The organism is Gordonia sp. HS-NH1, assembly GCF_001418765.1.
In the GTDB taxonomy this organism is placed as follows: domain Bacteria; phylum Actinomycetota; class Actinomycetes; order Mycobacteriales; family Mycobacteriaceae; genus Gordonia.
On sequence record NZ_LIYC01000026.1, the window covers coordinates 1 to 24729 of the forward strand.

Genomic DNA, 24729 nt, shown 5'->3' on the forward strand with positions numbered 1-24729 from the left:
ATCCACGGATCCAGGCTGAGGCGCGAGGAGCGATAGCGCCGAGCCCTCTGCACCCTGAGGTGCGAGGAGCGATAGCGCCGAACCCCCTGCCCCCTGAGGTGCGAGGAGCGCAAGCGACGAGCCTCGAAGGGTCCGCCCACCCGCAACCGATAATCCGTTGCGCCGCAGCGCTCGACGCTGGCATAGTTCCCGATCGGCACGAGGACCAGCAGGCCGGAGCGGGGTACCGCGATGTGTTTCTGCGCGTCGGAATCCTCGTCCGCCTTCAGATGGCAAGGGATACCACCCGAGCAGGTTCGAGTCCTGACGCGGCACCGCTCCCGGGAGCACGGGCCCGGTTGGTTCTGCGGGCGTCGTCCGGGTCGTTCGCGGCTCCGCGTCGTTCCCCACCGACCGGCCCGCCCGCGAGCGGTGTCGCCATCCGAACTCACCCGCCCCGACAAGCATTGCGACGCAACGGAAAGGAGGATCGCCATGCTGTTCCACAATCGAATGACCGTCCCACCGGGCCACACCGTGCTGGCCTACCGGGGCGCCGAGGTCCAGACGCTCCCCACCGGTCGTCATCGTGTGCGCAAGCCCGACGCGACGCTGAGCGTCGACATGCGCGAGCGCCTGGTCCAGGTCGCACCGCAGGAGGTGCTCACCGCCGACTCCATGGCGGTCCGGATCTCGATGACGTTGCGCGCCCGCGTGATCGACGCCGTCGCCTTCGTCGAGCGGTCCTCCGACCCGATCGGCACGGTGTACCTGACCGCTCAGATCGCGTTGCGTGAGTTCTGTGCCGGCGTGGCCGCGGACGACCTCATCCGCCGCGGCGACACCGTCGACGTCGCACCGATCCGCGCCTCGGCGGCCGAGGCCGCAGGCGCCGTGGGCATGGAAGTGCTCGAGGTCGTCATCCGCGACGTCATCATCCCGGCCGAGGTACGCAGCGCGGCCCTCGATGTGATCACCGCCAAGACCCGCGGTCTGGCAAAGCTGGAGGCGGCTCGGGCGGAGACCGCCGCCCTGCGCGCGCTGGCAAACGCCGGCCGGTTGCTCGACGCCCACCCGGCGCTGGCGCAGCTGCGCCTCGTCGAGGCGGTGCCCTACGGCGCGCGCGTCGTCCTCAGCGTCGGCGGTGCCGAGGTCCCGTCGGACGACTGAGTTCCCGCGGTCGCATTTCCGTCCCGCTTTTCGGATCCGATAAGCGGGACGGAAACCGCGACGCGAGAACGGAATCGGTGAGCGCAGACAGGAGCCCCGGCCGGAACGAATCCGGCCGGGGCCCTTGTTGTCTGCCGGTCACCCGGCGAAAACCCTACTTCGCAGCGAGGTTCTCGTCGGTCAGCTTGGTGACACCCTGCTCGGCCTTCTCGACCAGCGAGGCGGGCGGCTCGAAGTGCTTGCCGTACTTGCCGGCGAGGTCCTTGGCACGCGCGACGAAGCCGGGCACGCCACCCTCGTAACCGTTGATGTACTGGATGACACCACCGGTCCACGCGGGGAAGCCGATACCGAAGATCGAACCGATGTTGGCGTCCGGCACGGAGGTCAGGACACCTTCGTCGAAGCACTTGACGGTCTCGAGGGCCTCGGCGAAGAGCATGCGCTCCTTCATGTCCTCGAGCGGGATCTCCGTGGTGCCCGACTTGAAGTGGTCGCGCAGGCCCGGCCAGAGCTGAGTGCGCTTGCCGTTCTCGTCGTAGTCGTAGAAGCCCTTGCCGTCCTTGCGGGCGGTGCGGCCGTTCTCGACCATCCAGTCGACGACGGCGTTCGAGCCGTGCTGCGGAACTTCCTTGCCCTCGGCCTTGAGCGCTGCCTCGGTCTCCTTGCGGATCTTCTGCGGCAGGGTCAGGGTCAGCTCGTCCATGAGCTGCAGCGGCGCGGCCGGGTAACCGGCCTGGGTGCCCGCATGCTCGATGAACGCCGGTTCGACGCCCTCGCCGACGGCGGCGACGGCCTCGTTGATGAAGGTGCCGATGACACGGCTGGTGAAGAAGCCGCGGCTGTCGTTGACCACGATCGGCGTCTTGCGGATCTGCAGCGTGTAGTCGATGACCTTGGCCAGCACCGCATCCGAGGTCTTCTCACCCTTGATGATCTCCACCAGCGGCATCTTGTCGACCGGCGAGAAGAAGTGGATTCCGATGAAGTCCTCGGACCGCTTCACGCCCTCGGCGAGGATGGTGATCGGCAGGGTCGAGGTGTTGGAGCCCAGGACGGCGTCGGGCTCGACGATGTCCTCGATCTCCTGGAACACCTTGTGCTTGACCTCGACCGACTCGAAGGCGGCCTCGATGACGAGGTCGACGCCCTTGAAGTCGGCGGCGTCGACGGTCGGGTGGATGCGGGCGAGCAGAGCGTCGCTCTTCTCCTGCGTGGTCTTGCCCTTGGCGAGAGCCTTCTCCTCGAGCTTCTCCGAGTAGCCCTTACCGCGCTTGGCAGCATCGAGGTCGATGTCCTTGAGGACCACCTCGATGCCGGCCTTCGCCGACACGTAAGCGATTGCCGCGCCCATCATTCCGGCGCCGATGACGCCGACCTTCTTGGCGGTGAACTTGTCGTAACCCTCGGGGCGCGAGCCGCCGCCGTTGATGTGCTGCAGGTCGAAGAAGAACGCCTTGATCATGTTCTGCGCGACCTGGCCGGTGACCAGCGAGACGAAGTAGCGGGTCTCGATGATGTCGGCGGTGTCGACGTCGACGTACGCGCCCTCGACGGCAGCGGCCAGGATGGCACGCGGAGCCGGCATGTTGGCGCCCTTGATCTGCTTGCGCAGCAGCGCCGGCAGGGCCGGGAGGTTGGCGGCGAACGCCGGGTTGGTGGGGGCACCGCCCGGGATCTTGTAGCCCTTGACGTCGAACGGCTGCTGGGCCTCGGGGTTCTCCTTGATCCATGCCTTGGCGGCGGGGATCAGTTCCTCGATGGAGCCGACGACCTCGTTGACCAGGCCGGTCTCCTTGGCCTTGGTCGGGTTGAAGCGCTGACCCTGGAGCAGGACACCCATGAGGGCGTTCTGGATACCGAGCAAACGGACGGTACGGACGACGCCACCGCCACCGGGCAGCAGGCCGAGGGTGGCCTCGGGCAGACCGATCTGGACACCCTTGACGTCCGCGGCGATGCGGTAGTGGGTGTGCAGCGCGATCTCCAGGCCACCGCCGAGGGCGGCACCGTTGATGGCGGCGACGACCGGCTTGCCCAGGGTCTCGAGACGACGCAGCACCTTCTTCATGCCGTTGGTCGACTCGGTGATCTGCGTGGCGAGCTCCTCCTTGGAGACACCGCTGCGATCGCTGGTCATGTCCTTGAGGTCGCCGCCGGCGAAGAAGGTCTTCTTCGCCGAGGTGAGCACGACACCGGTGATGTCGTCCTTCTCGGCCTCCAGGCGATCGACCGTCGCCGCCATCGACTCCTGATAGAGCGCGTTCATCGTGTTGGCGCCCTGGTTGGGGTCGTCCATGGTCAGGATGACGACGCCGTCGGCGTCTTTCTCCCAGTTGATCATGTTGTCACTCATGGTGATTCGCAGAGTTCTTTCTCGTGAAGTGGCAGGGCCGGGAGAGTCAGAGACGCTCGATGATGGTCGCGACGCCCATGCCGCCACCGATACAGAGGGTGATCAGGCCGTAGCGGCCGCCGGTGCGCTCGAGCTCGTCGAGGCAGGTGCCGTAGATCATGGCGCCGGTGGCACCGAGCGGGTGACCCATGGCGATCGCGCCGCCGTTCACGTTGACCTTCTCGTGCGGGATCTTCAGATCCTTCATCCACTTCATGACGACCGAGGCGAAGGCCTCGTTCAGCTCGAACACGTCGATGTCGTCGACGGTCAGGCCGGCCTTCTTCAGGGCCAGCTCGGTGGCCGGGGTGGGGCCGGTGAGCATGATGGTGGGCTCGCTGCCGATCTCGGCGAAGGAGACGACGCGGGCACGCGGGGTGAGGCCGTTGCGCTTGCCTGCCTCTTCGCTGCCGATGAGCACGAGGCCCGAACCGTCGACGATGCCGGAGCTGTTGCCACCGGTGTGGACGTGGTTGATCTTCTCGACGCTCGGGTACTTCTGCAGGGCGACGTCGTCGAAGCCGGCCATGTCGGCGAGGGCGGCGAAGGCGGCCTTCAGCTTGCCGAGGCTCTCGACGGTCGAACCCGGGCGACGGTGCTCGTCGTGATCGAGGATCGTGACGCCGTTGATGTCCTTGACCGGAACCACGGACTTGGTGAAGTAGCCGCTGTTCCATGCCTTTTCGGCGCGAGCCTGCGACTCGGCGGCGTAGGCGTCGACGTCCTCGCGCGAGAAGCCCTCGATGGTGGCGATCAGGTCGGCACCGATGCCCTGCGGGACGATGTAGTGGTCGTATGCGGTGGCCGGGTCGGTGAAGAGTGCACCGCCGTCGCTGCCCATCGGGACGCGCGACATCGACTCGACGCCACCGGCGAGAACCAGGTCGTCGAAGCCGGACGCGACCTTGGCCGCGGCGAGGTTGGTGGCTTCCAGGCCGGAGGCGCAGAAGCGGTTGATCTGGGTGCCGGGGACGGTCTCCGGGAGGCCGCTGTTGAGGGCGGCGGTGCGCGAGATGACCGCACCCTGCTCGCCGACCGGGGAGACGACACCGAGGATGACGTCGTTGACGTCTGCCGGATCGAGGCCGCCGTGACGCGACAGGACCTCGTTGATGAGACCGGAGACCAGGTCGACCGGCTTCACGCTGTGCAGCGAGCCGCCGCGCTGCTTGCCACGAGGCGTACGGATCGCCTCGTAGATGAATGCTTGATCAGGCACGAAAGTGTTCCTTTCACACGAACCACTGGTTGGTTACCCACCGAGGCTAACGCGGAATAACTTATTTGGCTATACCCGGTGGTCAAGAGGTCTGGTGTTCTGTCGAATGTGCGCTATGGTCTGTTCACCATGCCTGACCGCAAACCCACCTCTCGCACCCGGGGCGCCGACCGCAAGCGACAACTCGTCGACTCCGCGGCCGCGCTCTTCCTGCAGCGTGGGTACGCGCAGGTGTCGCTCGCCGACATCGCGCGCTCGGCAGGCGTCACCGCGCCGTCGGTGTATCGGCACTTCGATGACAAGCAGTCCCTGCTCGCCGCCGCGGTCCTGGCCGGCGTCGACGACCTCGAGTCCTGTACGGATCGGGCCCTCACCGGCAGCGGGGACACGAGCTCGCTGATCTCGACGGTCTGCGACCTGGCCGTGCAGCGCCCGCAGGCGGCGTCGCTGTGGCGGTGGACCAGCAACTACCTGACCACCGAGCAGAACAAGCAGGTGGCGATCCGCACCCGCGAGGTGATCGGTCACTGGGCGACCGCGCTCGCCGCCCGGCGCACGGATCTTTCCGAGCGCGAGGCCGTGCAGCTGGCGTGGGCGATCCTGAGCGTCAGCGGCAGCCTCACCGTGCACCACACGCGCATGTCCGGGGCGCGTGCGCGTGACGAGATCGAGAAGCTCATCCGTCGGATCCTCGCCCTGAGCCCCGCTGCGGCTCCACCGTTCGCGACCTCGCCGACGGTCACCTCGGTGCCGGGCTCGCGTCGCGACGAGATCCTCGACGCGGCGGCCGAGCTCTTCGCCGACCGCGGGTACACCGACGTCGGCGTCGACGAGATCGGCGGCGCCGTCGGCATCGCCGGCCCCAGTGTCTACAAACACTTCCCGTCGAAGCTCGCCATCCTCGTCGCCATCGGTCAGCGCAGCGGGGCACGACTGGAGGCCGGGGTGATGGCCGTGTACGGCGCGACCTCTGATCCCGCGAAACTCCTTGCCGGTCTGGTCGATTCCTACGTCGAGACCATCACCAGCACTCCGGATCTGTCGGTGAGCTTCAACAACTCCCCCGCACTCGCCGGCCAGGCCAGCGCCACCGACCTCGTCGATGTCCAGCGACGCTACGTGGCGCGCTGGGTGGATCTGCTCATGCAGGTCGACCCGGAGATCAAGCGCGATCAGGGCGCGGTCGCCGTGCACGCCGCGCTCTCGATCGTCAACGACGCCGTGCGCATGCGGCGCGGCTCGGACAGTCCGCAGTTCGCCGCCCGAATGGCCTATCTCATGAAAGGCGTACTCGCGCTCTGATCCGCGCAGACCGGGGACTGTGCAGCGAAGGGGCACTCGAACTCAGCTCGGTCGACGTATATCCTCCGTCGAAACGAGGGGAGACGTGCCGGTGGTTGCAGAAGTACACGAGGACGGCCCCCGTTCCAAGCGCACGCGAATCCTCACCGTCGCGATCGAACGATTCGGACGCGACGGCTACGAGACCACCAAGTGGGCTTCTGTCGCAAGCGAGGTCGGCATAGGCCAGACGGCGCTGTACCACTACTTCGAGTCCAAGGCACACTGTCTGCTGACGATCATGCGCCTCGAGCTCACCGACTCGCTCGAGCGTTTCCACACGGGTGTCACCGGGATACCGAATCCCGCCGAGGCCGCCCGCTCGGCGATCGATGCCCACCTCCGCGGTGGACCGACTGACGCTTTACAACGTCGAATTCTGCAGAGTCACATGCACATCCTGAGCGCGCCGCGCCAGTCGGACAAGGAGGAGGCCGAGCGCCTCCGATCGCGAGAACTGGTCGCCGAGATCGAGAACGAGTGGACCGAACTGCTCCGACGCGGAATGGACGAGGGGTACTTCGTGCAAGGAGACCCAGGTGTCCATTCCCGTCTCCTACTCGGTGCCCTCGCGAGCGTGTGGCGTTGGTATCGCCCCGGCGGCGCGCTGACACTCGACGACCTCATCCGCCCCGTGTCCGACACGGCACTCCGGATGGTGACCGCGCCGTCACCCTGACATGTCGCCGCCCGTTGCGCTTCTCTGAGTGGCACCGACCACGTCCGGATGCCGGTATGCTGAGCCGACGCCGGTGAGGGGACGCAAGTCGAATGCACGAAGAGTCGGTTGATCGGGATCAACCTCGTCACACACGCGACGAATTGGTCGCCGAACTCGGATTGTCACCGGAGTTCGCCGAGAAAGCCTGGAATGCCTTCGGATTCGTCCGACGCCCCTCGTCGGACAAGGTCTTCTCCGACCGCGACGTCACAGCTCTGAAGGTCTTCGCCAGCTCGTCGTCGGCGATGCCGGAGACCACGCAGATCGCGATGGCACGGGCCATCGGCCAGACCATGGCGCGGTTGGCCGAGTGGCAGGCCGACCTTCTCCGCGACATCGCCGACGATCCGGCTGTCCCGTGGGACATGGAGCAGATGAGCGTCGCCCTCGGTCAGATCCAGCAGCTCATCTGGCGTCGGCACATGGCCCAGGCCATCGAGCGGCACGCCGACCACTCCGCCGACGAGGAGATCGACCTCATCGTCGGTTTCGCCGACATCGTCGGTTACACAAGCCTTTCCCGTCGTATCGACCTGAACGACCTGGAAACCCTCCTCGGCTCGTTCGAGGACGACACCTTCGATGTGGTCGTCGATCACGGTGGCCGCGTGGTGAAAACGCTCGGTGATGCCGTGATGTTCACCTTCGACGATGCGGGGGCGGCAGCAAGCGCCGCCCTCGTGATCCATCAGTTGTCCGACCACGACAACCTCCCTCCGCTACGTCTGGGCATGGCACGCGGCGCGGTGCTCACCCGACTCGGCGACGTCTTCGGGGAACCGGTCAACATCGCCTCCCGTCTCACCAGTTCGGCAAGGCCGGGAACCACCCTCGTCGACGACACGATCGCCGATGCACTGCGAGACGACGACCGATTCTTCCTCAAATCGATTCCGACGCTCCGTGTTCGCGGATACAAGCACCTCAAGGCACGCGTTCTCGAGCCGCACCGCGACGGCCCGCTCAACGACTGACCCACCGCCATCAACTCGAGCCCGGACCGACCGCGCTGATCCGCACCTCGCTCGCCTTGATGACGAGGTGCACGGCGAGACCGGCGGCGAGACCGAGGTCCGCTATCGCCGCCCAGGTGACCTCGGCGGCGACGATCTGGCCGCCGACGTCGGTACTGATGACGGCGTGATCCCCGCGGGGCACGACGTCTCGGACCGTCGCGGGCAGGACGGTGCGTGGACTGCCGTGCGGGGCGTCGAGGTAGACCGCGACAGCCCGCGGCGAGAACGTGGCCGCGACGGGTGCGCCGGGAGCGGGCACATCCGCAGGACCGTCCCCCACCGAGCCGACCACTCGGTGGCCGTCGGCGTCGACGACGGTGTCGGGACCGGCCATGCTGCCGACGAAGAGATTGAGGCCTGACAGCGACGCCGCGAACCGACTGGACGGACGGGTGAGAACGTCACGTGTGGCGCCGGTTTCGACGATGCGACCGGAGTCGAGGACGATGATCTCGTCGGCGAGCCCGAGAGCGTCCACCGGATCGTGGGTCACCATCACGGTGATCCGACCCCGGTCGGCCAGCAGGTTCCGCAACAAGGTCCGCAACCGGCTCGCGACGTCGACGTCCAAGGCGCGGAAGGGTTCGTCCAACAACAGGATTCGCGGCTCTGCGGCGAGCGCACGGGCGATCGCGACCCGCTGGGCCTGTCCGCCGGAGAGCTGGTGTGGTTCACGGTCGGCCAGATCGGCGACCTCGGCGGCACCGAGCCATCGATCCACACGCGCACCGACCTCCTCCCTCGACAACCGCTGCGCCGACGGCGCGAAGGCGACGTTCTCCGCAACGGTCAGGTGCGGGAACAGACGCGCGTCCTGCGAGAGCAGTGCGACCCCGCGACGATGCGGCGGCACCGATCGTCGACGATCACGGAACACTGTCTCGCCGAGCATGATCCGACTGGGCTCGTCCGGACGCAGCAATCCGGAGATCGTTCGCAGCATCGTCGATTTGCCGGCACCGTTGGGCCCGACGACGGCAGTCGTGCCACCGGCGGCGAACCGATGCGCGATCTGCAGGAACGGCACCGCGTTGTCGATGGACACCAGCAGATCGTCGTTCACACCGCACCCGCCCAACCACGACGCCGGCGACTGTGCACTCCCACGACGACGACCAGCGACACGGCGACGAGGATGAGCGACAACGGGATCGCCGCCTGCGGGTCGTCGATGGCCGACACGTAGATCGCCAGCGGCGCGGTCTGGGTCACCCCGGGCGCGTTCCCGGCGAACGTGATCGTCGCACCGAACTCCCCCAGCGCCCGCGCGAAAGAGAGCACCAGGCCCGCGACGAGCGAGGGCATGACCAACGGCAGCGTCACCCGCCACAGCGTGCGGGTCGGGCCGGCACCCAGGGTCGCGGCGACCTCCTCATATCGCGTGCCGACGACACGCACCGCACCTTCCACGCTGATCACGAGGAACGGCAGCGCCACGAAGCTCTGCGCGAGCACGACCGCCGTTGTCGTGAAGGCGATGTCGACACCGGCCGCGTGCAGATGGCCGCCGACGATCCCGAGCCGGCCGAAGGTGTACAGCAGTGCGAGCCCGCCGACCACCGGCGGTAACACCAAGGGCAGCAGCACGAGCGCGCGGAGCACCCGGATGAGCGGACCGTCGTGTCGCGCGAAGATCAGCGCCATCGGCACCCCGACCACCAGGCAGATGACGGTGCTGCACGTGGCGGTGATCAGCGACAGTCGCAACGCATCGAGCGACGAGGACGACGAGATCTGCTCGACGAAGGTGCCCCACGGCGCCCGGAGGACCAGCGCCACAGGAGGCAGGACGATCAGCCCGACGCCGATCAGTGCCGGACCGTACATCCAACCGGGCAGACCCGCGGGGTCTCGTCGTGACCGGAGCGACGAACGGACGGTCACGGCGCGCCGAAACCGTCATCGCGCAGAATGCGCTGACCGTCCACGCCCAGGACGAGCTCGACGAACCGCGTGCCGAGTTCGACGTCCCCGGCGCCGGTGAGAGTCGCGATCGGATACGAGTTGACCACTGCCGCGAAGGCGGGGTCGGTCACGGTGGCCACCTTGTCACCGGCGCCGCGCGCATCGGTCACGTACACCACGCCCGCGTCCGCCTGCCCGGTCGTCACCTTCGTCAGCACGGCACTCACCGACTGTTCCTCCGAGGCGGCGTCGACGGTGATCCCGGTGTTGCGTTCGACGGTCTCGGTTGCCGCCCCGCACGGCTGGGCCGACTGGCAGACGACGGTCGTCACGTCGGGTTTGTTCAGATCGGCGAAGGATCTGATGCCGCGGGGATTGCCGGGCGCCGTGACGATCACGAGTGTGTTCGTGGCGAAGACCTCGGGGGCGATGGCGAGGTCACCGAGTTTGTCCATGTTCTTCTCGTCGGCACTGGCGAACACGTCGGCGGGCGCACCTTGCCGGATCTGGTTGGCCAGGGTCGACGAGCCGTCGAACGACAGCCGCACCGTGACACCGTCGTGCTGCTCCTCGAACTCGTCGGCGATCGCGGTGAACGTCTTCTTCAGCGACGCCGCGGCCGAGACGTCGAGAGTCGTTGCAGCGGAGTCGCCGGAGCCGGCACCCACGCCGCCGGAGGCGGAACACCCAGCCGTGAGCAGCAGACAGGTGGCAGCAACCGCGACCGCGACGGCACACCTCCTCATCCGTTCTCCCGGTTGGTCTCGACGATCACGGTCGTCGCCTTGACGACGGCAGTGGCCACGACGCCCGGTCGCAGGTCGAGTTCACGGACCGCGTCCGCACTCATCAGCGACGTCACCTCGAAGGGCCCGCACTGCAGGGTCACCTGAGCCATGACCGCATCCGTGCGGACGTCGGTGACGAGACCGGTGAACCGATTGCGCGCCGAACGCCCCACCGACGCGCCGTCGTCCGGTGCCACCGCACGCTCGCGGGCGAGGGCGGCGAGTCGTGCCCCGTCGACGGAGGCGACCGGTCCGTCATCGGAGGGTTCGAGGACGCCGGTGGCGACCCACCGCCGAACCGTGTCGTCACTGACGCCGAGCAGCACGGCGGCGTCTTTGATTCGAATAGCAGTCACCGCGACACCCTACCCGCATACGCGGCGATAAACGCTCAGTATCTCCGCATCATCGGACTCTGGAAGTGCTGACCTCAAGTGAACTTGAGGTTCTACGCTCGAATGCGATCCGGCCGTCGGATTCGTCGTCGAAGAACCGATGAATTCGCTGCGGGCGGACGGTCTGACCTCTCGAAGAAGATCACCACACCCCGAAGGTGCCCTGAATTGTTCCCCGACGTCACCCGGACGCCACGAAATTCAGTCGCGGCTGTCACACCCCATAGATACCGTGGAGAATCATGAGCTCAATCACAGTTCCCGCCACCGCGCCGGGAGAAGTCGCGACGTCCGACGTCGCCATCGAGGCCATCGACCTCGTGAAACGCTTCGGCGATTTCACCGCGGTCGACGGCGTCAGTTTCACCGTGCCGCGGGGCTCGGTACTCGGACTGCTCGGCCCCAACGGCGCGGGCAAGACCACCACCGTCCGCATGATGACCACCCTCTCACCACCCACGAGCGGAACCGCGCGCATCGCCGGCTACGACGTCCGCGAGCAACCCGGGATGGTCCGCCAGAACATGGGCCTCACCGGACAGGCGGCCACGGTCGACGAGATCCTGACCGGCCGCGAGAACCTGCGAATGATCGGTGGCCTCTACGGCATCGGACGCAAGACCCTGACTCGCCGATCGGAAGAACTCCTCGAACAGTTCTCCCTCGCCGAGGCCGGTGACAAACAGGTCAAGTCGTACTCCGGCGGCATGCGTCGCCGACTCGACCTCGCGGTCAGTCTGCTGGCCACGCCCCCGGTGCTGTTCCTCGATGAGCCGACCACCGGCCTCGACCCGCGCAGCCGTTCCGAACTCTGGGAGGTCCTGCGCGAGCTCGTCGCCGACGGGACCACGTTGCTGCTCACCACGCAGTATCTCGAGGAGGCCGACCAGCTCGCCGACGACATCGTCGTCATCGACAAGGGCAGGATCATCGCGCACGGCACCTCACTGCAGCTCAAGGAACAGGCCGGTTCGGCCAGCCTGGTGCTGACCGTCTCGCACGCAGCCGACCTGCCCGCCGCGGAGGCCCTGCTCCGCAAGAACGGTGCGGAGGTGTTCGTCGACGTGGCGGCCCGCCGGCTGACGACCGCCGCCGGCGGCCTGGGCGACCTTCCGCGGGTCGCCGCCTGGTTCGACGAGAGCGGCATCGCCGTCGACGACTTCGGGCTCTCCCGTCCGAGCCTCGACGACGTCTTCCTCTCCCTCACCGGCCACCGCGCCGAGGAGTCCAGCAATGCCGAGGACACCGACAACACCACCGACGAGGAGCGTTCCTGATGACCACCACGGCACACACCCACGCGGTGGTCGCGGACAAGCCGCGGGTCCACCCGACCACGATCTGGCAACAGGCCTGGATCATGGTCAAGCGGAACATGATCCACACCAAGCGGATGCCGGAGATGCTCTCCGACGTCACCATTCAGCCGATCATGTTCGTGCTGCTGTTCGCGTACGTGTTCGGCGCGTCGATCCAGACCGACTCGGCCTCCTACAAGGAGTTCCTGCTCCCGGGCATCATGGGCCAGACGATCGTGTTCACCGCGTTCATCGTCTCCACCGGCATCACGGCCGATCTCGAGAAAGGCATCATCGACCGATTCCGGTCGCTGCCCATCCAGCGGTCGTCGGTGTTGATCGGACGCAGTATCGCCAGTCTGCTCCACAGTTCGATCGGCATCGTCGTGATGGCGGTGACCGGCCTGGCCATCGGCTGGCGGATCCGGGGTTCGTTCGGTGAGGCGGTCCTCGCCTTCGCGCTGCTCCTGCTCTTCGGCTTCGCGATGATCTGGTTCGGCATCCTGATCGGTTCGTGGCTGCGGACGGTCGAGGCCGTCAACGGCTTCATGTTCTCGGTCCTGTTCCCGATCACGTTCCTGTCCAACGCGTTCGTCCCGACCGAACCGATGCCCACCTGGCTGCAGACGATCGCCGAATGGAATCCGATGTCGTCTCTGGTGCAGGCGTTGCGTGTGCTGTGGGGCAACGGACCGGCTTTCGGATCGGATGCGGCTCTGCCCATGCAGTATCCGGTCCTCGCCACCTTGATCTGGACGGTCGCGCTGACGCTCGTCTTCGCCCCGTTCGCGCTGCGCGCCTACAACAAGCGAACCTCGGACTAGACCACCACCCGACCGAGGTTCGTCGACGCGACCCGCTCAGGCAGTCAATGTGATCGCCTGCAGCGGGTCGCTGTATATGGCGTCGAGTGAGACGGCGCCCGCTGCCTGCTGCTGCACGGTTGCACCCGAATGGGAGACGCGCACATCGCGTTTGGGCACGATCGAGGTGTCCCGCACGGCGCGAGCCACCGTGGGCAGGCCGGCCGCATAGTCGGTGAAGGCCTGACCGCCCAGGATGATGTGGTCCGGATTGAAGATGTCGGCGATGAGCCCGACCGTGCGTCCGAGCACCTCCGCCCGCTCTTCGAGCAGACGGCGGGCCGTCACGTCACCGCTGCGGGCGAGAGCATGGACATCCTCGACATCGGTCACCGAGAGGCCAAGCGCCCGAGCCGCTTCCACGACGCCGGTGTCGCTCACCGCGGGTTCGAGGCGACCGGTCCGGTTCGGGTCCAGAAGAGTGGTCGAACCCGTCGGGAAGTGCCCGATCACCGGCGGGCCCGCGGTCGGCGTGTGCACCGTCCCGCCGACACTGAACGCGATGCCGAGCATCTCGCGCGCGTAGAAGTAGAGGAAGCTCGACTGCTGGTCGTCGGGGTTGAGCACGAGTTCGGCGGCCGCCATGGCCTCGACGTGGGATGCCACCGACACCGGCAGTCCGACGGCCTCGGCGATCGTCCGGCCGACCGGCGCACCCTCCCAGCCGAGCCGGGGATGGTCGACGACACCGCCGTCGGTCACGCGCCCACCGAGCGCGACGCCCACCCACAGCACCCGCCGGCCCGTCCACCGCTCGGCGAAACGCCGTGCGCTGACACCGATCGCGGTGAGCGCTTCTTCCGGTGTGTCCGCGTGCGGAGTCGGGATCTGGATGGCGCCCACGACGCGATGCAGCAGGTCGTGCGTGGTGATCGCGGTGACCTTGTAACCGATGTGGATGCCGAGGGTCAGGAACTCGGAGATGTTGACCTCGAACGGCAGCCGCGGACGTCCGATGGCGCCCGAGGGCGCGAGGTCGGCCCGCTCACGGATCAGTCCCGCCTTCAGCAGCGCGCTGACCTGGCGGTTGACCGTGGAGATGCTGAGCCCGGTGCGCTCGGCCGCGTCGTCGCGGAACAGCGGTCCCGACAGTCGGGCAGCCCTCAGGACGAGTGCCGCGGGTTTGGTCGACAACTCCAGACGCGGCGTTGCGACGTGCACCCGCTGGTCCCCCTTCACTGGTCCGCGACGGTCGACGACCGGACCCGGGGTCCGAGTCGACGGTACGGAAGTCAACGGTACGGGCTGGCGAACGCCCTGCGGAGCACGACGCACCGTGCGGGTGACCGGTTGACGCCGGACAGGAGAGGCGGGGGCGTTGCGCAGGGTACGGGTGGAGAGTTCGGGCAGTGTGGTGGTCATGATCGTCCTCGTCGAAAGACCCCGCGGATCGCGGGGCGGAAGCCGGAAGCTGGTGCTCTGAGAAGAGACTCGAGAAACGACGCCCCGGGGAGGAGATTGACTCGGCGGGGGTCGGTCAGCGCATTCGACGACAACAACAGAGAACGCGTGCAAGCGGCAGACGACAGCCCAGCGCGGTGGTCACATAGGTGACCTCCGTGAGCTTGTGGTCGGCACTTGTCATGCGGATCAAGCTAGCAACGCGACCCCGCACCGGCAAGCCCGTGTGGCCCCCGTTCGACGGCGTCGGGGACCGGCGGCACACGCGTCCACCGGCGAGAATAGGCTCGCGGCCACCCGCAGACAGGGGTTGCACTCACCCTGATCCGAACTCGCCCGGCGGCCGGCGTCCCGACCTGCGGACCGAGGGCGAAGCGGACCGTGGTCGGCTTGGCCACTCGAGTCGAGGCTGTCGGTGCACCCCGGTAGATTGTGAGCATGACCACAACGAGCCCAGCGGCTGAGTCCAGCGCCGTGACCGACGCCGAGTTCCTCGACGTCAGCGAGCCTTTCCGCCGCGAGATCATCGCGCACTGCTACCGGATGACGGGGTCCCACCACGACGCCGAGGATCTCGCCCAGGAGACCTTCCTGCGGGCATGGCGTGGCTACGGGAAGTTCGACCACCGGGCATCCGTGCGTACCTGGCTGCACAAGATCGCGACCAACACCTGTCTGACGGCGCTGCAGAGTTCCCAGCGCAGACCCCTCCCCTCCGGTCTCGGCGGCGACGCCTTCGACCCGACCGATGACCTGTTGCAGAACCACGAGGTGCCCTGGCTCGAACCGTATTCCGGCACCGCCGACGAGATCGCGCCCGGCGACGACGCGGACCCCGCATACGTGGTCGGCGCCCGCGAATCGGTTCGGCTGGCATTCATCGCCGCTCTGCAGCATCTGCCCGAGAGGCAGCGCGCGGTCCTCATCCTGCGCGACGTGCTGCAGTGGCGCGCCGCCGAGGTCGCCGACACCATCGGTGTCACCACCGCCACTGTGAACAGTCTTCTGCAGCGGGCCCGCGAGCAGGTCAAGAACGCTCGGCCGCAACAGGACTCGGTCGGCGAGACAGCCGCGACGACGCTCGACGACGACGCGAAACGTGAGCTGCTGGCCCGCTACGTGTCGGCCTTCGAACGCTACGACGTCGACGCCATGGTCGAGTTGTTCACCGACAAAGCCATCTGGGAGATGCCGCCGTTCACCGGTTGGTACCAGGGCGCCGAGAACATCGGAACCCTCATCCGCCACAATTGCCCGGCCGAGAAGCCGGGCGATCAGATCATGCTGCCGACCACCGCAAACGGACAGCCTGCGTACGGGCTGTACATGCGCGAACCCGACGGTGTCCACCGACCGTTCCAGCTACAGGTGCTCGAGATCGACGCAACGGCCGGGAAGGTCAGCCATGTCGTCGCCTTCTTCAGCGACGACCTGGAGGCGGAGTTCGCACGCTTCGGGCTTCCGGCGACCCCGTACGACGCACCGGCGCGCTCCGCGGCGAGTCCCTGGCACTGATCCCCCGCTCTTCTCTGGTCCCGCGGTCAGTCGTCGGGGGTCTGCGGGATCTGCGACGGGTCCATCCAGACGATCTCCCAGGCATGACCATCCGGGTCGCAGAAGCTGCGGCAGTACATGAATCCCAGATCCTCCGCCGCGCGGAGTTCACTGCCGCCGCACCCGAGCGCGGCGTCGGCGAGTCGGTCCGCGTGTGCGCGGCTGCTCGCGGAGATCGCGAGCAATGATTCGCGACCCCGCGACGGATCGGCGACCGTTCCGGCCGCGTATCCCGCGAATCGTCGGTGCTGCATGAGCACGACCATCGCGGAGTCGTTGATCATCATGCAGGCACTGCCGGCGTCGCAGAAGATCTCATCGAAACGGAACCCGAGCGTGCCGAAGAACCGACGCGACCGCGCGACGTCCACAACGGGCAGGTTGACGAACAGCATCGGCGTCACGGGCGCACTCCAGACATGTCGGGGGTCAGTGGTACTGACCGGCCCGGCGCCCCGAACTCATCGAAGCCGACATAGGGTGCAGGCATGGGTGTGATCTATCTGGTTCGTCATGGTCAGGCGAACGCATTGGCCTACGGCATCGCCGACGCCACTGACGACCTGAGCAACGGGCCCGGCGGTCTCACCACCGCCGGGGCGACGCAGGCCGCCCTGTCCGGGGGCTTCCTCGCCGGGCAGGTCGACACCTTCACCGCCGCCGCCAGTGGCGACCTGCCCCGTCAGCAGCAGACGCTGGACGGAGTGCTCGGAGCGTTCGCCACCGACCGGCCCCGCCCCCACGTCGACCCGGGCTGGAACGAGTACTCGTTGCCCGCGCTCGTCGGCGAGGCGACGCCGGAGATGTACCGCGACGGCCGCAGCTATCAGGAACAACTCGACAAGGGACTCGCGGCCTGGATCGCGGCCGGCGAGCATGACGCGGCCCCCGGCCTCGACGGCGGCCCGGCCGAGAGTTACCCCCAGTTCAAGGCACGCGTCTCCGACGCGGCCGCCCGCGCGACCGAACTCGCCGGCTCGGGTCAGACCGTGCTCGTCGTCTCCTCGGCCGGCACCATCACCCAGTGGATCGCCCAGTTGTGGGGCATCCCGGACGACACCTGGCCCGCGATGGCCCGCACCATGGTCAACGCTTCGATCAGCAAGCTCATCGTCGGCCGGAGCGGCGTCTCGGTGGTCTCGTTCAACGAGCACGGTCACCTGTCGGACCGCGAAGGTGGAATCGCCACCTTCCGCTGAGGCAGGTACGAGAGCAGAGCCAGAATCCTACGCCCGGTGCAGGTTCTCCCCCGGCCGGGTGATGACGACGTTCGGGAGCACCGCGAACCGCGACAGTTGTGTGATCGAGTGAGCGACCACCGCGATGTCGTCGGCCGTGATCATCTCGTCGGCGGGAATGCGATCCTTGAGCCAGTCGGTCATGTCGGTGTTGACGTACCCGGGTGCGATCGTCGTGGCGCTGACCCCGCCGCGCGATTCTTCGAGGTTGAAGGTCTCGCACAGCGAGATGAGTGCCGCCTTGGTGGCACCGTAGGCGGACAGCTCCGACTCCGGGTACACACCCGTGATCGACGCCACGGCAATCACTTTCGCTGATCCATGCGCCTCTGCGGTCGCGCGCAGTGCCGGCAACGCCGACTGCAGCAGAACATAAGGGGCACGAACGTTGACCTGGTAGAGGCGGTCGAAGCGCTTCACCGGGAGGTCGGCGATCATGCCCTTCGAGCCCATGCCGGCGTTGATGATCAACGCGTCGAACCGTCCGAACGCCTCCGCATGTGCGGTACCGAGCGCGCTGATCGCATCGGCATCGGTCATGTCCGCGGGCACGACCTCCACCCGCCCGGCACCCCGCTCGAGAAGCTCGGCGGCCTTCTTCTCCAGCGCCTCTCGCCCGCGGGCGCTGATGGTGAGGTCCCAACCGTCGGCGGCGAACCGGTCGGCGATGGCCGCACCGATCCCCCGTGACGCGCCGGTCACCAACGCGGACCGGTTCTTGCTCGTCTCACTCATGCGATTACTCCCTCGACTGCGCGCAAACCCGCGCGATGTGTTCTGACATCACGGCTTCGATCAGCCGATGTGGCGCAATCCCTCGGCGATGAACGTCGCCGTCGCCTCGGCCGCCTTCTCGGCACCGTCGCCCGACGACGCGCCCGAGAGCGCGCGGTAGGTGATCCCCTCGGCGATCACGCCCAGTTTCAGGTTGGCCAGCCCGAGATAGAAGTCCCAGTCACCGAGATCGGAACCCGTTGCGATGGAGTACTTCTGCGCGATCTCGTCGACCGATGCGTACCGATCACTGGTCCAGGCCGCGGAGAATCCGAGGACCTGATCGAAGGCGCCGGTGCGGTACACACACATCAGTGCGACGTCGGTCAGCGGGTCACCGAGTGTGGACATCTCCCAGTCGACGACCGCGGCGATCCGCGCCGGATCGTCGGCGTCGATGATGGTGTTGTCGACACGGAAGTCACCGTGCACCACCGACTCTCGGGCCTGCTCCGGGACGCGTGCGGCCAGCGCGTCGACGAGCCGCTCGACATCGGGTAGCTCGCGCGTCTTCACGTGCCCCCACTGTCGCGCCCACAGTTTCACCTGACGCGCGGCGAAGCCGGCCGGGCGACCGAATTCGCCGAGTCCGACCTCGCGATAATCCACGGCGTGCAGGTCGGCGAGGGTCTGCACGAGGGCGTCGAGATTGCGTGCGACCTCGTCATCGGAGTACGCGTCCAGATCGGCGGCGGTCCGGACGACACGACCGTCCACGAATTCCACGACGGTGCACGGTGCGCCGATGGTCGAACCGTCGGCATCGAAGGCGACGGTCCGCGCGACCGGGACCGACGTCGACTGCAGCGCGCTGGTGACCGCCCACTCGCGGCCCATGTCGTGAGCGGACGGGGTGAGTCCACCGGTCGGCGGCCGGCGCGCCACCCAGGTGGTGACCCCGTCGGTGACGGTGTAGGTGAGATTGGACTTGCCGCCGCTGATGAGATCTATCGAGAGTTCACCGGCGGGTTCGACACCGTTGTCGATCAGCAACCGGCGCAGGCGGTCCCGGTCCAGCGCGGCATCCACGGCGGTCATCGGGCACCCGCCGAAGCCTTGGCCTCGAGCGCCTGCTGGGCCTTCTTCGCGCGCCCGACGGCGCGACGAGCGATCGCCCACCGGTGGACCTCGGACGGGCCGTCGTAGATACGGAACGGCCGGAGTTCCTGCGACAGGCGGGCCAGCGGCAGATCGGCGGACACGCCGAGGCCTCCGCACATCTGGATGCTGCGGTCGGCGATCCGCGAATATGCCTCGGCGGCAAAGGTCTTGGCGATGGACGTCTCGTCGGAGGCGTGGTTGCCGAGATCGAGCTCGTGACAGGCCTTCAGCAGCAACGCGCGAGTGGCCGCCAGGTCGATCTCGTTGTCGGCGACGAGCTGCTGGATCATGCCCAGGTCTCCGAGACGTCCGCCGAATCCCTCACGGCGCGAGACATAGTCGACGGCGACGTCCTGGCAGCGCTTTGCCGAACCGAGCCATCGCATCACATGGGTCATGCGGGCGGGTCCGAGCCGGACCTGCGCGTAGCGGTAGCCCTCGTTCACCTCGCCGAGGATGTCCTCGTCGGGAACGAATACATCGGTGAAGGTCACCTCACAGTGACCACCGATCATCGCCTTGTCGATGGTGTTGATGTGACGACCGACGGACAACCCGGGGGTGTCGGCGGGCGCGAGGAACATCGTGGCCCCGCCGCGGTCGCCGGGCGCTCCCGAGGTCCGCGCCATGATGATGAGGAACCCGGCACCGTCGGCTCCGGTGATGAAATGCTTGTCGCCGTTGATCTTCCAGCCACCGTCGACCCGAACGGCCTCCGTGCGCAGCGCGCTGGGATCCGAGCCGGCACCGGGTGCGGGTTCGGTCATCGCGAAGGCCGAACGGACATCACCCGCGGCGAGTGGAGCGAGGTACTTCTGCCGCTGCTCCTCGCTCGCGATGTGCGCGAGCATGTGCACGTTACCCTCGTCGGGAGCGCCGATGTGCAGCGCGATCGGACCGAACGTCGAGTAGCCCGCCGCCTCGAACACCGGAGCGCGGTCGCACATGTTGAGACCCAGTCCGCCGAACTCGACCGGTGCGTGGGGTCCGAAGATCCCGGCCTCCTTGGCCTTCGCATTCATCTCGCGGCGGATGTCGTCACCACCAGCGGCCGTGATGTCGCCCACCGCCTCGTCCTCGATCGGCAGGACGTAGTCGCGGACAAAGGTCTCGGTCTTCGCGACCACATCGAGCACATCGTCGTCGTGACGAAGATCTATGGGCATGGTGACTCCTTAACGCATGGGCCGGTATCGGTTCAGCCCGCTCGCTTCGCTCTCGGCGCTGGTGAGTTCCCCGATCGCCGACCGATCGCTCGCTCGGCGTCCCATACCTTGCCAGGCCACACCCGCCTGGTCAAGCTCAACCGACGATGGAGTCGGCCCAGGCCCTCAGTCCACCCGGTAGCCGACCAGCGCGCGGGCCAGCTGCAGATTGCGCGCGATGAGCTCATCCGGGCCCAGCAGGCCGTCGAGCTTGAACCAGGTGGACACCCCGACGCACATGGTGGCCACGGCCCGCGCCGCGTCTTTCGGGTACTCGGTGGTGAATTCGCCCGCCTCGACGCCGGCGAACACGATCTCGTCGACCATCCGCTGCTGCCGGTCCCGATGCCCGATGTAGGTGGGCCGGTAGGTGTCGTCGAGGCTGCGGATCTCGGTGGAACCGACGAACGCCTGTTCCCGTCGATACATGTGGAATCGGAGGAGCGACTCGACGACGGCGTCGAACTGCCGGATCGGTTCGGGTCCGGCCTCGAGGATCGCGGCTTCCGAGCGCGCCAGCAGATCGGTCATGGTCCGCTCGAGCAGACCCTGCAGCAACGACTGCTTCGACGGGTAGTGGTGGTAGAGGCCCGGCACCGACAGATTGGCGCGCGCGGCGATCTCCCGAACCGAGGTGCCGTGGTAACCCTGCTCGGCGAAAGCGGCCAGCGCCGCCGCCAACGGAACCGGGAGTTCGGGCTCGCCGTAGTCGCGCCAGCCGTCCAGTTGTTGCGTTGCCGGACGGATGTCTGCTTCGCCGGGTCCGCCACTCATGGCATCAAACATATCCCGCCGCGCAGAACTACTCCGCATCGCCGGTGCGGCGCGACAGACTCTTCTCCAGCATCTCTGCGGGTGAGACCAGCAACGAGATGCTCAGATCCACCACCTCGGCCTTGTCCAGGTCGACATCACCCTCGAGCCACGCCGCGAGCAGCCGGCTGAGTCCGCCGACCTGATAGTGCGCGACGCCGACCGCCGCCGCGGGCCCCACGTGGACGTCGAGGATGGCCGATGTGCTCTGCAGGGTGAGGCCCGCGAACAGCGCGGTCGACTCCATCCGCTTGGCGGCGATGACGGGGCTCAGCAATGCCTGCGAGAAGAGCAGCCGGCCCTTGCGGCGGTCCGCGTCGATGACGTCGACGATCGCCGTCACCGCGCCGGCGACCTTCGCTCGCATGCTCGCACCCTCGGAGAACGCGGCGAGACTGGCCTGCGCGATCTCCTCGATGACCTCGTCGTACATGACGCCGACGAGCTGATCGGCCGACTCGAAGCTCTCGTAGAAATAGCGGGCGGTGAGTCCGGCACGCCGGCATACGCCGCGCACCGTCACCGCCCCGACGTCATCGGCCCCGAGCAGATCGAGACCGGCGTCGATCAGCGCCGACCGACGCCGCGCGACCCGGGTGTCGCCGCCTTCGCCGCCGTAGGCCCGCAGCGTTCCGGTCGAGTCCGACGCCGCAGCGGATCGGCTGTCCGGAGTCGATGGTGCTCGTCCCATGATTCCTATCTTGACACCCCGGTAAGTTAGGTGTGTCATAAAACGGGAAACAGACGTTTCCAGATTCGGGAGGGGTGCTCGATGGCAACGGAGCCTATCACCAGTGGAAGTTCGGCCCTGTCACCACAGGCGTCAACGGACGTGACCGTCGAGGTCGAGGAGTTCCTCGCCGCGGAGCGACCGGACACCGAGTTCCTCCCCTCCACCGCCCGGATGTCCCGAGCGGAGCTCGACGCTCTCCCCACCAGCCATCTCGACCCGCTCGGCATCGGCGTGCTCGCCGGCGCCGCGAACGTGATCATGCAGCTCAGTCTCCCCGCGGTCGGCTATGGCGTGTACGAGAGCCGCGTGGACTCGGGGAACCTGTTCAAACACCCGATGAAGCGCGGCCGCACCACGCTTAGCTACCTCGCCGTCGCCGGGCTCGGAAGCGCCAAGGACCGCAAGGCCTATCGCAAGGCGGTCGGCAAGGCTCACGCGCAGGTCCGTTCGACCGCCGACAGCCCGGTGAAGTACAACGCCTTCGACCCTAAGCTGCAGCTGTGGGTCGCGGCCTGTCTCTACCGCGGCACCGAGGACGTCCATCGCATCTTCGGCGGGATCACCGAGGTGACCGACGAGCGCTACCAGGCCGGCGCGGTCCTCGGCACGACACTCCAGGTCCCCCGCGAGATGTGGCCCGCCACGCGCGAGGACTTCGAGACCTACTGGAACGACACGGTCGAGACCCTCGAGATCGACGACACCATCCGTGAGTACCTGATGTCGATCGCCCGCGCGGAGTTCCTCGGGCCCGTGATCTCCCGGCTGTTCGGCTGGCATTTCGAGATCATGGCCATCGGCTTCCTGCCCGAGAACTTCCGCCGCAAGATGCGCGTCCAGCTCTCGCCGTGGCAGGAGTTCTACTTCGACAAGCACAACGCGGTCCTGCGGGCGATCGTCACGCGGGCCCCGCGGCCGGTACGCGCCTTCCCGTTCAACGTCCTGCTCGCCGACGTGCGGTGGCGCATGCGTACCGGTCGCCCGCTGGTCTGACCCTTCGAGGCTCGTCGCTTGCGCTCCTCGCACCTCAGGGAGCGGCAGGAGGCTCGTCGCTTGCGCTCCTCGCACGTCAGGGAGCAGGGGGACTACAACCGCCGCAGGGCCTCGCGATCGAGGTCGGCGACGTCGGTGTGTCCGGAGAGGCCGAGGGTGAGGTCGAGTTCGGCGATGATGTCGGCGACCGCGTCTCGGGCCCCGTCGGCGCCGGCGAGCGCCAGACCATACATGTGCGGCCGGCCGATACACGCGGCGTCGGCACCCAGGGCGAGCGCCTTGAACACGTCGGAACCGGTGTAGATCCCCGAATCGATCAGAACCTTGATGCGGCCGCCGACGACCGGCGCGATGGCGTCGAGGGCGTCGATCGAACTGATCGCGCCGTCGACCTGCCGACCGCCGTGATTGGAGACGACGATGCCGTCCACCCCGGCGTCGACGGCACGACGCGCGTCGTCGGGATGCAGGACACCCTTCAGCACGATCGGGAGTGAGGTGCGTGCGCGCAGACCGGCGAGGTCGTCCCAGTTCAGCGATGGTCGCGAGTAGATGTCGAGGAACGTCTGCACCGCGGCACGCGGCTGCGGCGACCTCACGTTCTGCAAGAACCTGCCCGGTGCGTTGCGGGTGATGGAGATGAGGGTCGCGATCGCGCCGAGTGAGATCTCCGGCCGTTCGTCGGTCGCGGCGCGCAACCGTTGGGCGACGATGTCGACGAACCTGCGGTCGGACGTGTACTGGGCGATGCCCTCACCACGCGCGAACGGGAGCGAGCCGAGGTTCAGGTCCTGGGGCCGCCACCCCAGCATCGTCGTGTCCAGGGTGACGACCACCGCCTCGGCGCGGATCGCCGCCGCGCGCTCCAGAAGACTGTCGACGAGGTCGTCGTCGGTGGACCAGTACAGCTGGAACCAGCGCGGCGCACCGCTGTCCACCTCGTCCATCGCCGCGGCGACGTCCTCCATGGAGACGCTGGCCTGATTCGAGAAGATGTAGGGGACACCGAGTTCGGCGGCGGCGCGCCCGATGAGCGCGTCGGCTCCGGGTGCGGCGAGCGAACCGGCCCCGATCGGCGCGAACAGCACCGGCGCAGGCAGCCTCCTGCCGAACAGGTCGGTGCTCAGGTTCCGCTGGGAGACATCCCGCAGGATCCGCGGCACGATCGCCCAGCGGTCGAGTGCCGCTCGGTTGGCCGCCATCGTGCGGCCCTCCCCGGCGCCGCCCGCGATGTACGCCCAGGCGCGGGCGGACATCGCGCGCTTGGCGCGGCGCTCCAGTTCGGCGAAATCCGTTGGTACGCGCGGCTTTCGCCGATGAACCCCGGCGGTGTAGATGTCGTTCTGCCGTGCACGCCCGTATCCCGCGGTCATGGGTGGTGATGGTAACGCCGGCGTCGGGTGTCCGGCCGGTATTGCCGGAGCGCGCCGCTCAGCGGGTGGCGACGGCGGTGGCGCCCGCCACGGCGACGGTCACGACCGCCACCGACGGCCACGCACCGATCTTCTTCGCCAGGGGATGCGAACCGCCGAACGCCGCCAGGTAACCGGCGAGCAGACCGCCCGCGACCGCAGGGCCCTGCGTCAGCGCCCACCGGCGGGTGCACCAGGCGCCGGCCGAGCCGAGCACCACACCTCCGAGTTCGCGGCGACCGCTGTACCGGGCGACAGCGAAACCACCGACGAGACCGACCGCCACCACGGGCACCGTTGCATCCACAGCCATGCGACCCACGCTACCGCGACCGCGCCGACACCCATCCGTCGACGGTTACTGCTCCGAAGACGGGGTAACCGAGCCTCACCCCCGGACTCCGAAGGGCCCCGT

At 67.7% G+C, this 24729-nt stretch carries 24 protein-coding genes; 9 read left to right on the plus strand and 15 right to left on the minus strand.

Going from position 1 to position 24729, the window contains the following annotated elements; genetic code table 11:
* Positions 1 to 474: 474 nt before the first annotated feature.
* Positions 475 to 1149 (plus strand): slipin family protein, encoded by a 675-nt coding sequence (locus tag AMD30_RS16565; protein ID WP_055476386.1) that lies wholly within the window; start codon positions 475 to 477, stop codon positions 1147 to 1149.
* Positions 1150 to 1303: 154 nt separating this feature from the next.
* On the opposite strand, the gene AMD30_RS16570 is transcribed toward AMD30_RS16565, so the two are convergent.
* Both AMD30_RS16570 and AMD30_RS16575 read right to left on the minus strand, forming a co-directional pair.
* Positions 1304 to 3505: a 3-hydroxyacyl-CoA dehydrogenase NAD-binding domain-containing protein gene (locus AMD30_RS16570; protein WP_055476387.1), complete on the minus strand. Its 2202-nt coding sequence runs from the start codon at positions 3503 to 3505 to the stop codon at positions 1304 to 1306.
* Between the two features lie 46 nt (positions 3506 to 3551).
* Positions 3552 to 4763 (minus strand): acetyl-CoA C-acetyltransferase, encoded by a 1212-nt coding sequence (locus tag AMD30_RS16575; RefSeq protein ID WP_004018964.1) that lies wholly within the window; start codon positions 4761 to 4763, stop codon positions 3552 to 3554.
* A gap of 129 nt (positions 4764 to 4892) precedes the next feature.
* Here AMD30_RS16575 and AMD30_RS16580 point away from each other — a divergent pair, with 129 nt between their 5' ends.
* The 3 genes from AMD30_RS16580 (at position 4893) to AMD30_RS16590 (ending at position 7799) form a co-directional block, all read left to right on the plus strand.
* Positions 4893 to 6065 carry a TetR/AcrR family transcriptional regulator gene (locus AMD30_RS16580; protein ID WP_055476428.1) on the plus strand — a complete coding sequence of 391 codons (1173 nt, stop codon included), beginning with the start codon at positions 4893 to 4895 and terminating at the stop codon, positions 6063 to 6065.
* 85 nt (positions 6066 to 6150) lie between these two features.
* The gene (locus AMD30_RS16585; protein WP_055476388.1) at positions 6151 to 6783 is read left to right on the plus strand and encodes a TetR/AcrR family transcriptional regulator; all 633 of its coding nucleotides are present in this window, start codon (positions 6151 to 6153) and stop codon (positions 6781 to 6783) included.
* A 92-nt stretch (positions 6784 to 6875) separates the two neighbouring features.
* Positions 6876 to 7799 (plus strand): adenylate/guanylate cyclase domain-containing protein, encoded by a 924-nt coding sequence (locus AMD30_RS16590; RefSeq protein WP_055476389.1) that lies wholly within the window; start codon positions 6876 to 6878, stop codon positions 7797 to 7799.
* A 10-nt stretch (positions 7800 to 7809) separates the two neighbouring features.
* Here the strand turns inward: AMD30_RS16590 and AMD30_RS16595 are convergent, their stop codons facing one another.
* Genes AMD30_RS16595 through AMD30_RS16610 form a run of 4 tightly spaced genes read right to left on the minus strand, consistent with a single transcriptional unit; the run spans position 7810 to position 10890 of the window.
* A complete protein-coding gene (locus tag AMD30_RS16595) occupies positions 7810 to 8904 on the minus strand; it encodes a sulfate/molybdate ABC transporter ATP-binding protein (protein WP_055476390.1) in 1095 nt (364 codons plus the stop codon).
* Positions 8901 to 9668 (minus strand): ABC transporter permease, encoded by a 768-nt coding sequence (locus AMD30_RS16600; RefSeq protein WP_055476429.1) that lies wholly within the window; start codon positions 9666 to 9668, stop codon positions 8901 to 8903. Before AMD30_RS16600 ends, AMD30_RS16595 begins: the two co-directional genes overlap by 4 nt.
* Before the next feature lie 53 nt (positions 9669 to 9721).
* Positions 9722 to 10492: a molybdate ABC transporter substrate-binding protein gene (modA, locus tag AMD30_RS16605; RefSeq protein ID WP_055476391.1), complete on the minus strand. Its 771-nt coding sequence runs from the start codon at positions 10490 to 10492 to the stop codon at positions 9722 to 9724.
* Positions 10489 to 10890: a TOBE domain-containing protein gene (locus AMD30_RS16610; RefSeq protein ID WP_055476392.1), complete on the minus strand. Its 402-nt coding sequence runs from the start codon at positions 10888 to 10890 to the stop codon at positions 10489 to 10491. The genes modA and AMD30_RS16610 overlap by 4 nt, the downstream gene beginning before the upstream one ends.
* A 281-nt stretch (positions 10891 to 11171) precedes the next feature.
* On the opposite strand from AMD30_RS16610, the gene AMD30_RS16615 reads away from it, so the two are divergent.
* A complete protein-coding gene (locus tag AMD30_RS16615; RefSeq protein WP_010843106.1) occupies positions 11172 to 12206 on the plus strand; it encodes an ATP-binding cassette domain-containing protein in 1035 nt (344 codons plus the stop codon).
* Positions 12206 to 13051 (plus strand): ABC transporter permease, encoded by an 846-nt coding sequence (locus tag AMD30_RS16620; protein ID WP_055476393.1) that lies wholly within the window; start codon positions 12206 to 12208, stop codon positions 13049 to 13051. Before AMD30_RS16615 ends, AMD30_RS16620 begins: the two co-directional genes overlap by 1 nt.
* Before the next feature lie 36 nt (positions 13052 to 13087).
* Here AMD30_RS16620 and AMD30_RS16625 read toward each other — a convergent pair whose 3' ends face one another.
* Positions 13088 to 14251, minus strand: a complete 1164-nt coding sequence (locus tag AMD30_RS16625; RefSeq protein ID WP_035717576.1) for an ROK family transcriptional regulator — start codon at positions 14249 to 14251, stop codon at positions 13088 to 13090.
* A gap of 678 nt (positions 14252 to 14929) precedes the next feature.
* Between AMD30_RS16625 and AMD30_RS16630 the strand changes: the two genes are divergently transcribed.
* Complete coding sequence (locus AMD30_RS16630) at positions 14930 to 16006, plus strand: sigma-70 family RNA polymerase sigma factor (RefSeq protein WP_035717553.1); 1077 nt, start codon at positions 14930 to 14932, stop codon at positions 16004 to 16006.
* Between the two features lie 26 nt (positions 16007 to 16032).
* On the opposite strand, the gene AMD30_RS16635 is transcribed toward AMD30_RS16630, so the two are convergent.
* Positions 16033 to 16449: a VOC family protein gene (locus AMD30_RS16635; RefSeq protein ID WP_010843110.1), complete on the minus strand. Its 417-nt coding sequence runs from the start codon at positions 16447 to 16449 to the stop codon at positions 16033 to 16035.
* An 84-nt stretch (positions 16450 to 16533) separates the two neighbouring features.
* Here AMD30_RS16635 and AMD30_RS16640 point away from each other — a divergent pair, with 84 nt between their 5' ends.
* Positions 16534 to 17244 carry a histidine phosphatase family protein gene (locus AMD30_RS16640; protein WP_010843111.1) on the plus strand — a complete coding sequence of 237 codons (711 nt, stop codon included), beginning with the start codon at positions 16534 to 16536 and terminating at the stop codon, positions 17242 to 17244.
* Between the two features lie 27 nt (positions 17245 to 17271).
* On the opposite strand, the gene AMD30_RS16645 is transcribed toward AMD30_RS16640, so the two are convergent.
* The 5 genes from AMD30_RS16645 to AMD30_RS16665 all read right to left on the minus strand — a co-directional run bounded on the left by AMD30_RS16645 (position 17272) and on the right by AMD30_RS16665 (position 21867).
* A complete protein-coding gene (locus AMD30_RS16645; RefSeq protein ID WP_010843112.1) occupies positions 17272 to 18018 on the minus strand; it encodes an SDR family NAD(P)-dependent oxidoreductase in 747 nt (248 codons plus the stop codon).
* A gap of 60 nt (positions 18019 to 18078) precedes the next feature.
* Positions 18079 to 19095 carry a phosphotransferase family protein gene (locus AMD30_RS16650; protein WP_035717555.1) on the minus strand — a complete coding sequence of 339 codons (1017 nt, stop codon included), beginning with the start codon at positions 19093 to 19095 and terminating at the stop codon, positions 18079 to 18081.
* Complete coding sequence (locus AMD30_RS16655; protein WP_035717556.1) at positions 19092 to 20324, minus strand: acyl-CoA dehydrogenase family protein; 1233 nt, start codon at positions 20322 to 20324, stop codon at positions 19092 to 19094. Before AMD30_RS16655 ends, AMD30_RS16650 begins: the two co-directional genes overlap by 4 nt.
* 165 nt (positions 20325 to 20489) lie before the next feature.
* A complete protein-coding gene (locus AMD30_RS16660) occupies positions 20490 to 21137 on the minus strand; it encodes a TetR/AcrR family transcriptional regulator (RefSeq protein WP_010843115.1) in 648 nt (215 codons plus the stop codon).
* A gap of 28 nt (positions 21138 to 21165) precedes the next feature.
* A complete protein-coding gene (locus tag AMD30_RS16665; RefSeq protein ID WP_010843116.1) occupies positions 21166 to 21867 on the minus strand; it encodes a TetR/AcrR family transcriptional regulator in 702 nt (233 codons plus the stop codon).
* A gap of 81 nt (positions 21868 to 21948) precedes the next feature.
* Here AMD30_RS16665 and AMD30_RS16670 point away from each other — a divergent pair, with 81 nt between their 5' ends.
* Complete coding sequence (locus AMD30_RS16670; RefSeq protein ID WP_055476394.1) at positions 21949 to 22902, plus strand: oxygenase MpaB family protein; 954 nt, start codon at positions 21949 to 21951, stop codon at positions 22900 to 22902.
* 92 nt (positions 22903 to 22994) lie between these two features.
* On the opposite strand, the gene AMD30_RS16675 is transcribed toward AMD30_RS16670, so the two are convergent.
* Both AMD30_RS16675 and AMD30_RS16680 read right to left on the minus strand, forming a co-directional pair.
* On the minus strand, positions 22995 to 24275 hold the full coding sequence (locus AMD30_RS16675) for an alpha-hydroxy-acid oxidizing protein (protein ID WP_055476395.1): 1281 nt from the start codon (positions 24273 to 24275) through the stop codon (positions 22995 to 22997).
* Positions 24276 to 24333: 58 nt separating this feature from the next.
* The gene (locus tag AMD30_RS16680) at positions 24334 to 24627 is read right to left on the minus strand and encodes a hypothetical protein (RefSeq protein WP_197282799.1); all 294 of its coding nucleotides are present in this window, start codon (positions 24625 to 24627) and stop codon (positions 24334 to 24336) included.
* Positions 24628 to 24729: the final 102 nt, after the last annotated feature.

Excerpts from the sequence above, each read along its gene's own strand:
- AMD30_RS16565 (WP_055476386.1), top strand. The coding sequence starts at position 475 with ATGCTGTTCCACAATCGAATGACCGTCCCACCGGGCCACACCGTGCTG.
- AMD30_RS16570 (WP_055476387.1), bottom strand. The coding sequence starts at position 3,505 with ATGAGTGACAACATGATCAACTGGGAGAAAGACGCCGACGGCGTCGTC.
- AMD30_RS16580 (WP_055476428.1), top strand. The coding sequence starts at position 4,893 with ATGCCTGACCGCAAACCCACCTCTCGCACCCGGGGCGCCGACCGCAAG.
- AMD30_RS16590 (WP_055476389.1), top strand. The coding sequence starts at position 6,876 with ATGCACGAAGAGTCGGTTGATCGGGATCAACCTCGTCACACACGCGAC.
- AMD30_RS16600 (WP_055476429.1), bottom strand. The coding sequence starts at position 9,668 with ATGTACGGTCCGGCACTGATCGGCGTCGGGCTGATCGTCCTGCCTCCT.
- modA (WP_055476391.1), bottom strand. The coding sequence starts at position 10,492 with ATGAGGAGGTGTGCCGTCGCGGTCGCGGTTGCTGCCACCTGTCTGCTG.
- AMD30_RS16615 (WP_010843106.1), top strand. The coding sequence starts at position 11,172 with ATGAGCTCAATCACAGTTCCCGCCACCGCGCCGGGAGAAGTCGCGACG.
- AMD30_RS16620 (WP_055476393.1), top strand. The coding sequence starts at position 12,206 with ATGACCACCACGGCACACACCCACGCGGTGGTCGCGGACAAGCCGCGG.
- AMD30_RS16630 (WP_035717553.1), top strand. The coding sequence starts at position 14,930 with ATGACCACAACGAGCCCAGCGGCTGAGTCCAGCGCCGTGACCGACGCC.
- AMD30_RS16640 (WP_010843111.1), top strand. The coding sequence starts at position 16,534 with ATGGGTGTGATCTATCTGGTTCGTCATGGTCAGGCGAACGCATTGGCC.
- AMD30_RS16645 (WP_010843112.1), bottom strand. The coding sequence starts at position 18,018 with ATGAGTGAGACGAGCAAGAACCGGTCCGCGTTGGTGACCGGCGCGTCA.
- AMD30_RS16650 (WP_035717555.1), bottom strand. The coding sequence starts at position 19,095 with ATGACCGCCGTGGATGCCGCGCTGGACCGGGACCGCCTGCGCCGGTTG.
- AMD30_RS16655 (WP_035717556.1), bottom strand. The coding sequence starts at position 20,324 with ATGCCCATAGATCTTCGTCACGACGACGATGTGCTCGATGTGGTCGCG.
- AMD30_RS16660 (WP_010843115.1), bottom strand. The coding sequence starts at position 21,137 with ATGAGTGGCGGACCCGGCGAAGCAGACATCCGTCCGGCAACGCAACAA.
- AMD30_RS16665 (WP_010843116.1), bottom strand. The coding sequence starts at position 21,867 with ATGGGACGAGCACCATCGACTCCGGACAGCCGATCCGCTGCGGCGTCG.
- AMD30_RS16670 (WP_055476394.1), top strand. The coding sequence starts at position 21,949 with ATGGCAACGGAGCCTATCACCAGTGGAAGTTCGGCCCTGTCACCACAG.
- AMD30_RS16675 (WP_055476395.1), bottom strand. The coding sequence starts at position 24,275 with ATGACCGCGGGATACGGGCGTGCACGGCAGAACGACATCTACACCGCC.
- AMD30_RS16680 (WP_197282799.1), bottom strand. The coding sequence starts at position 24,627 with ATGGCTGTGGATGCAACGGTGCCCGTGGTGGCGGTCGGTCTCGTCGGT.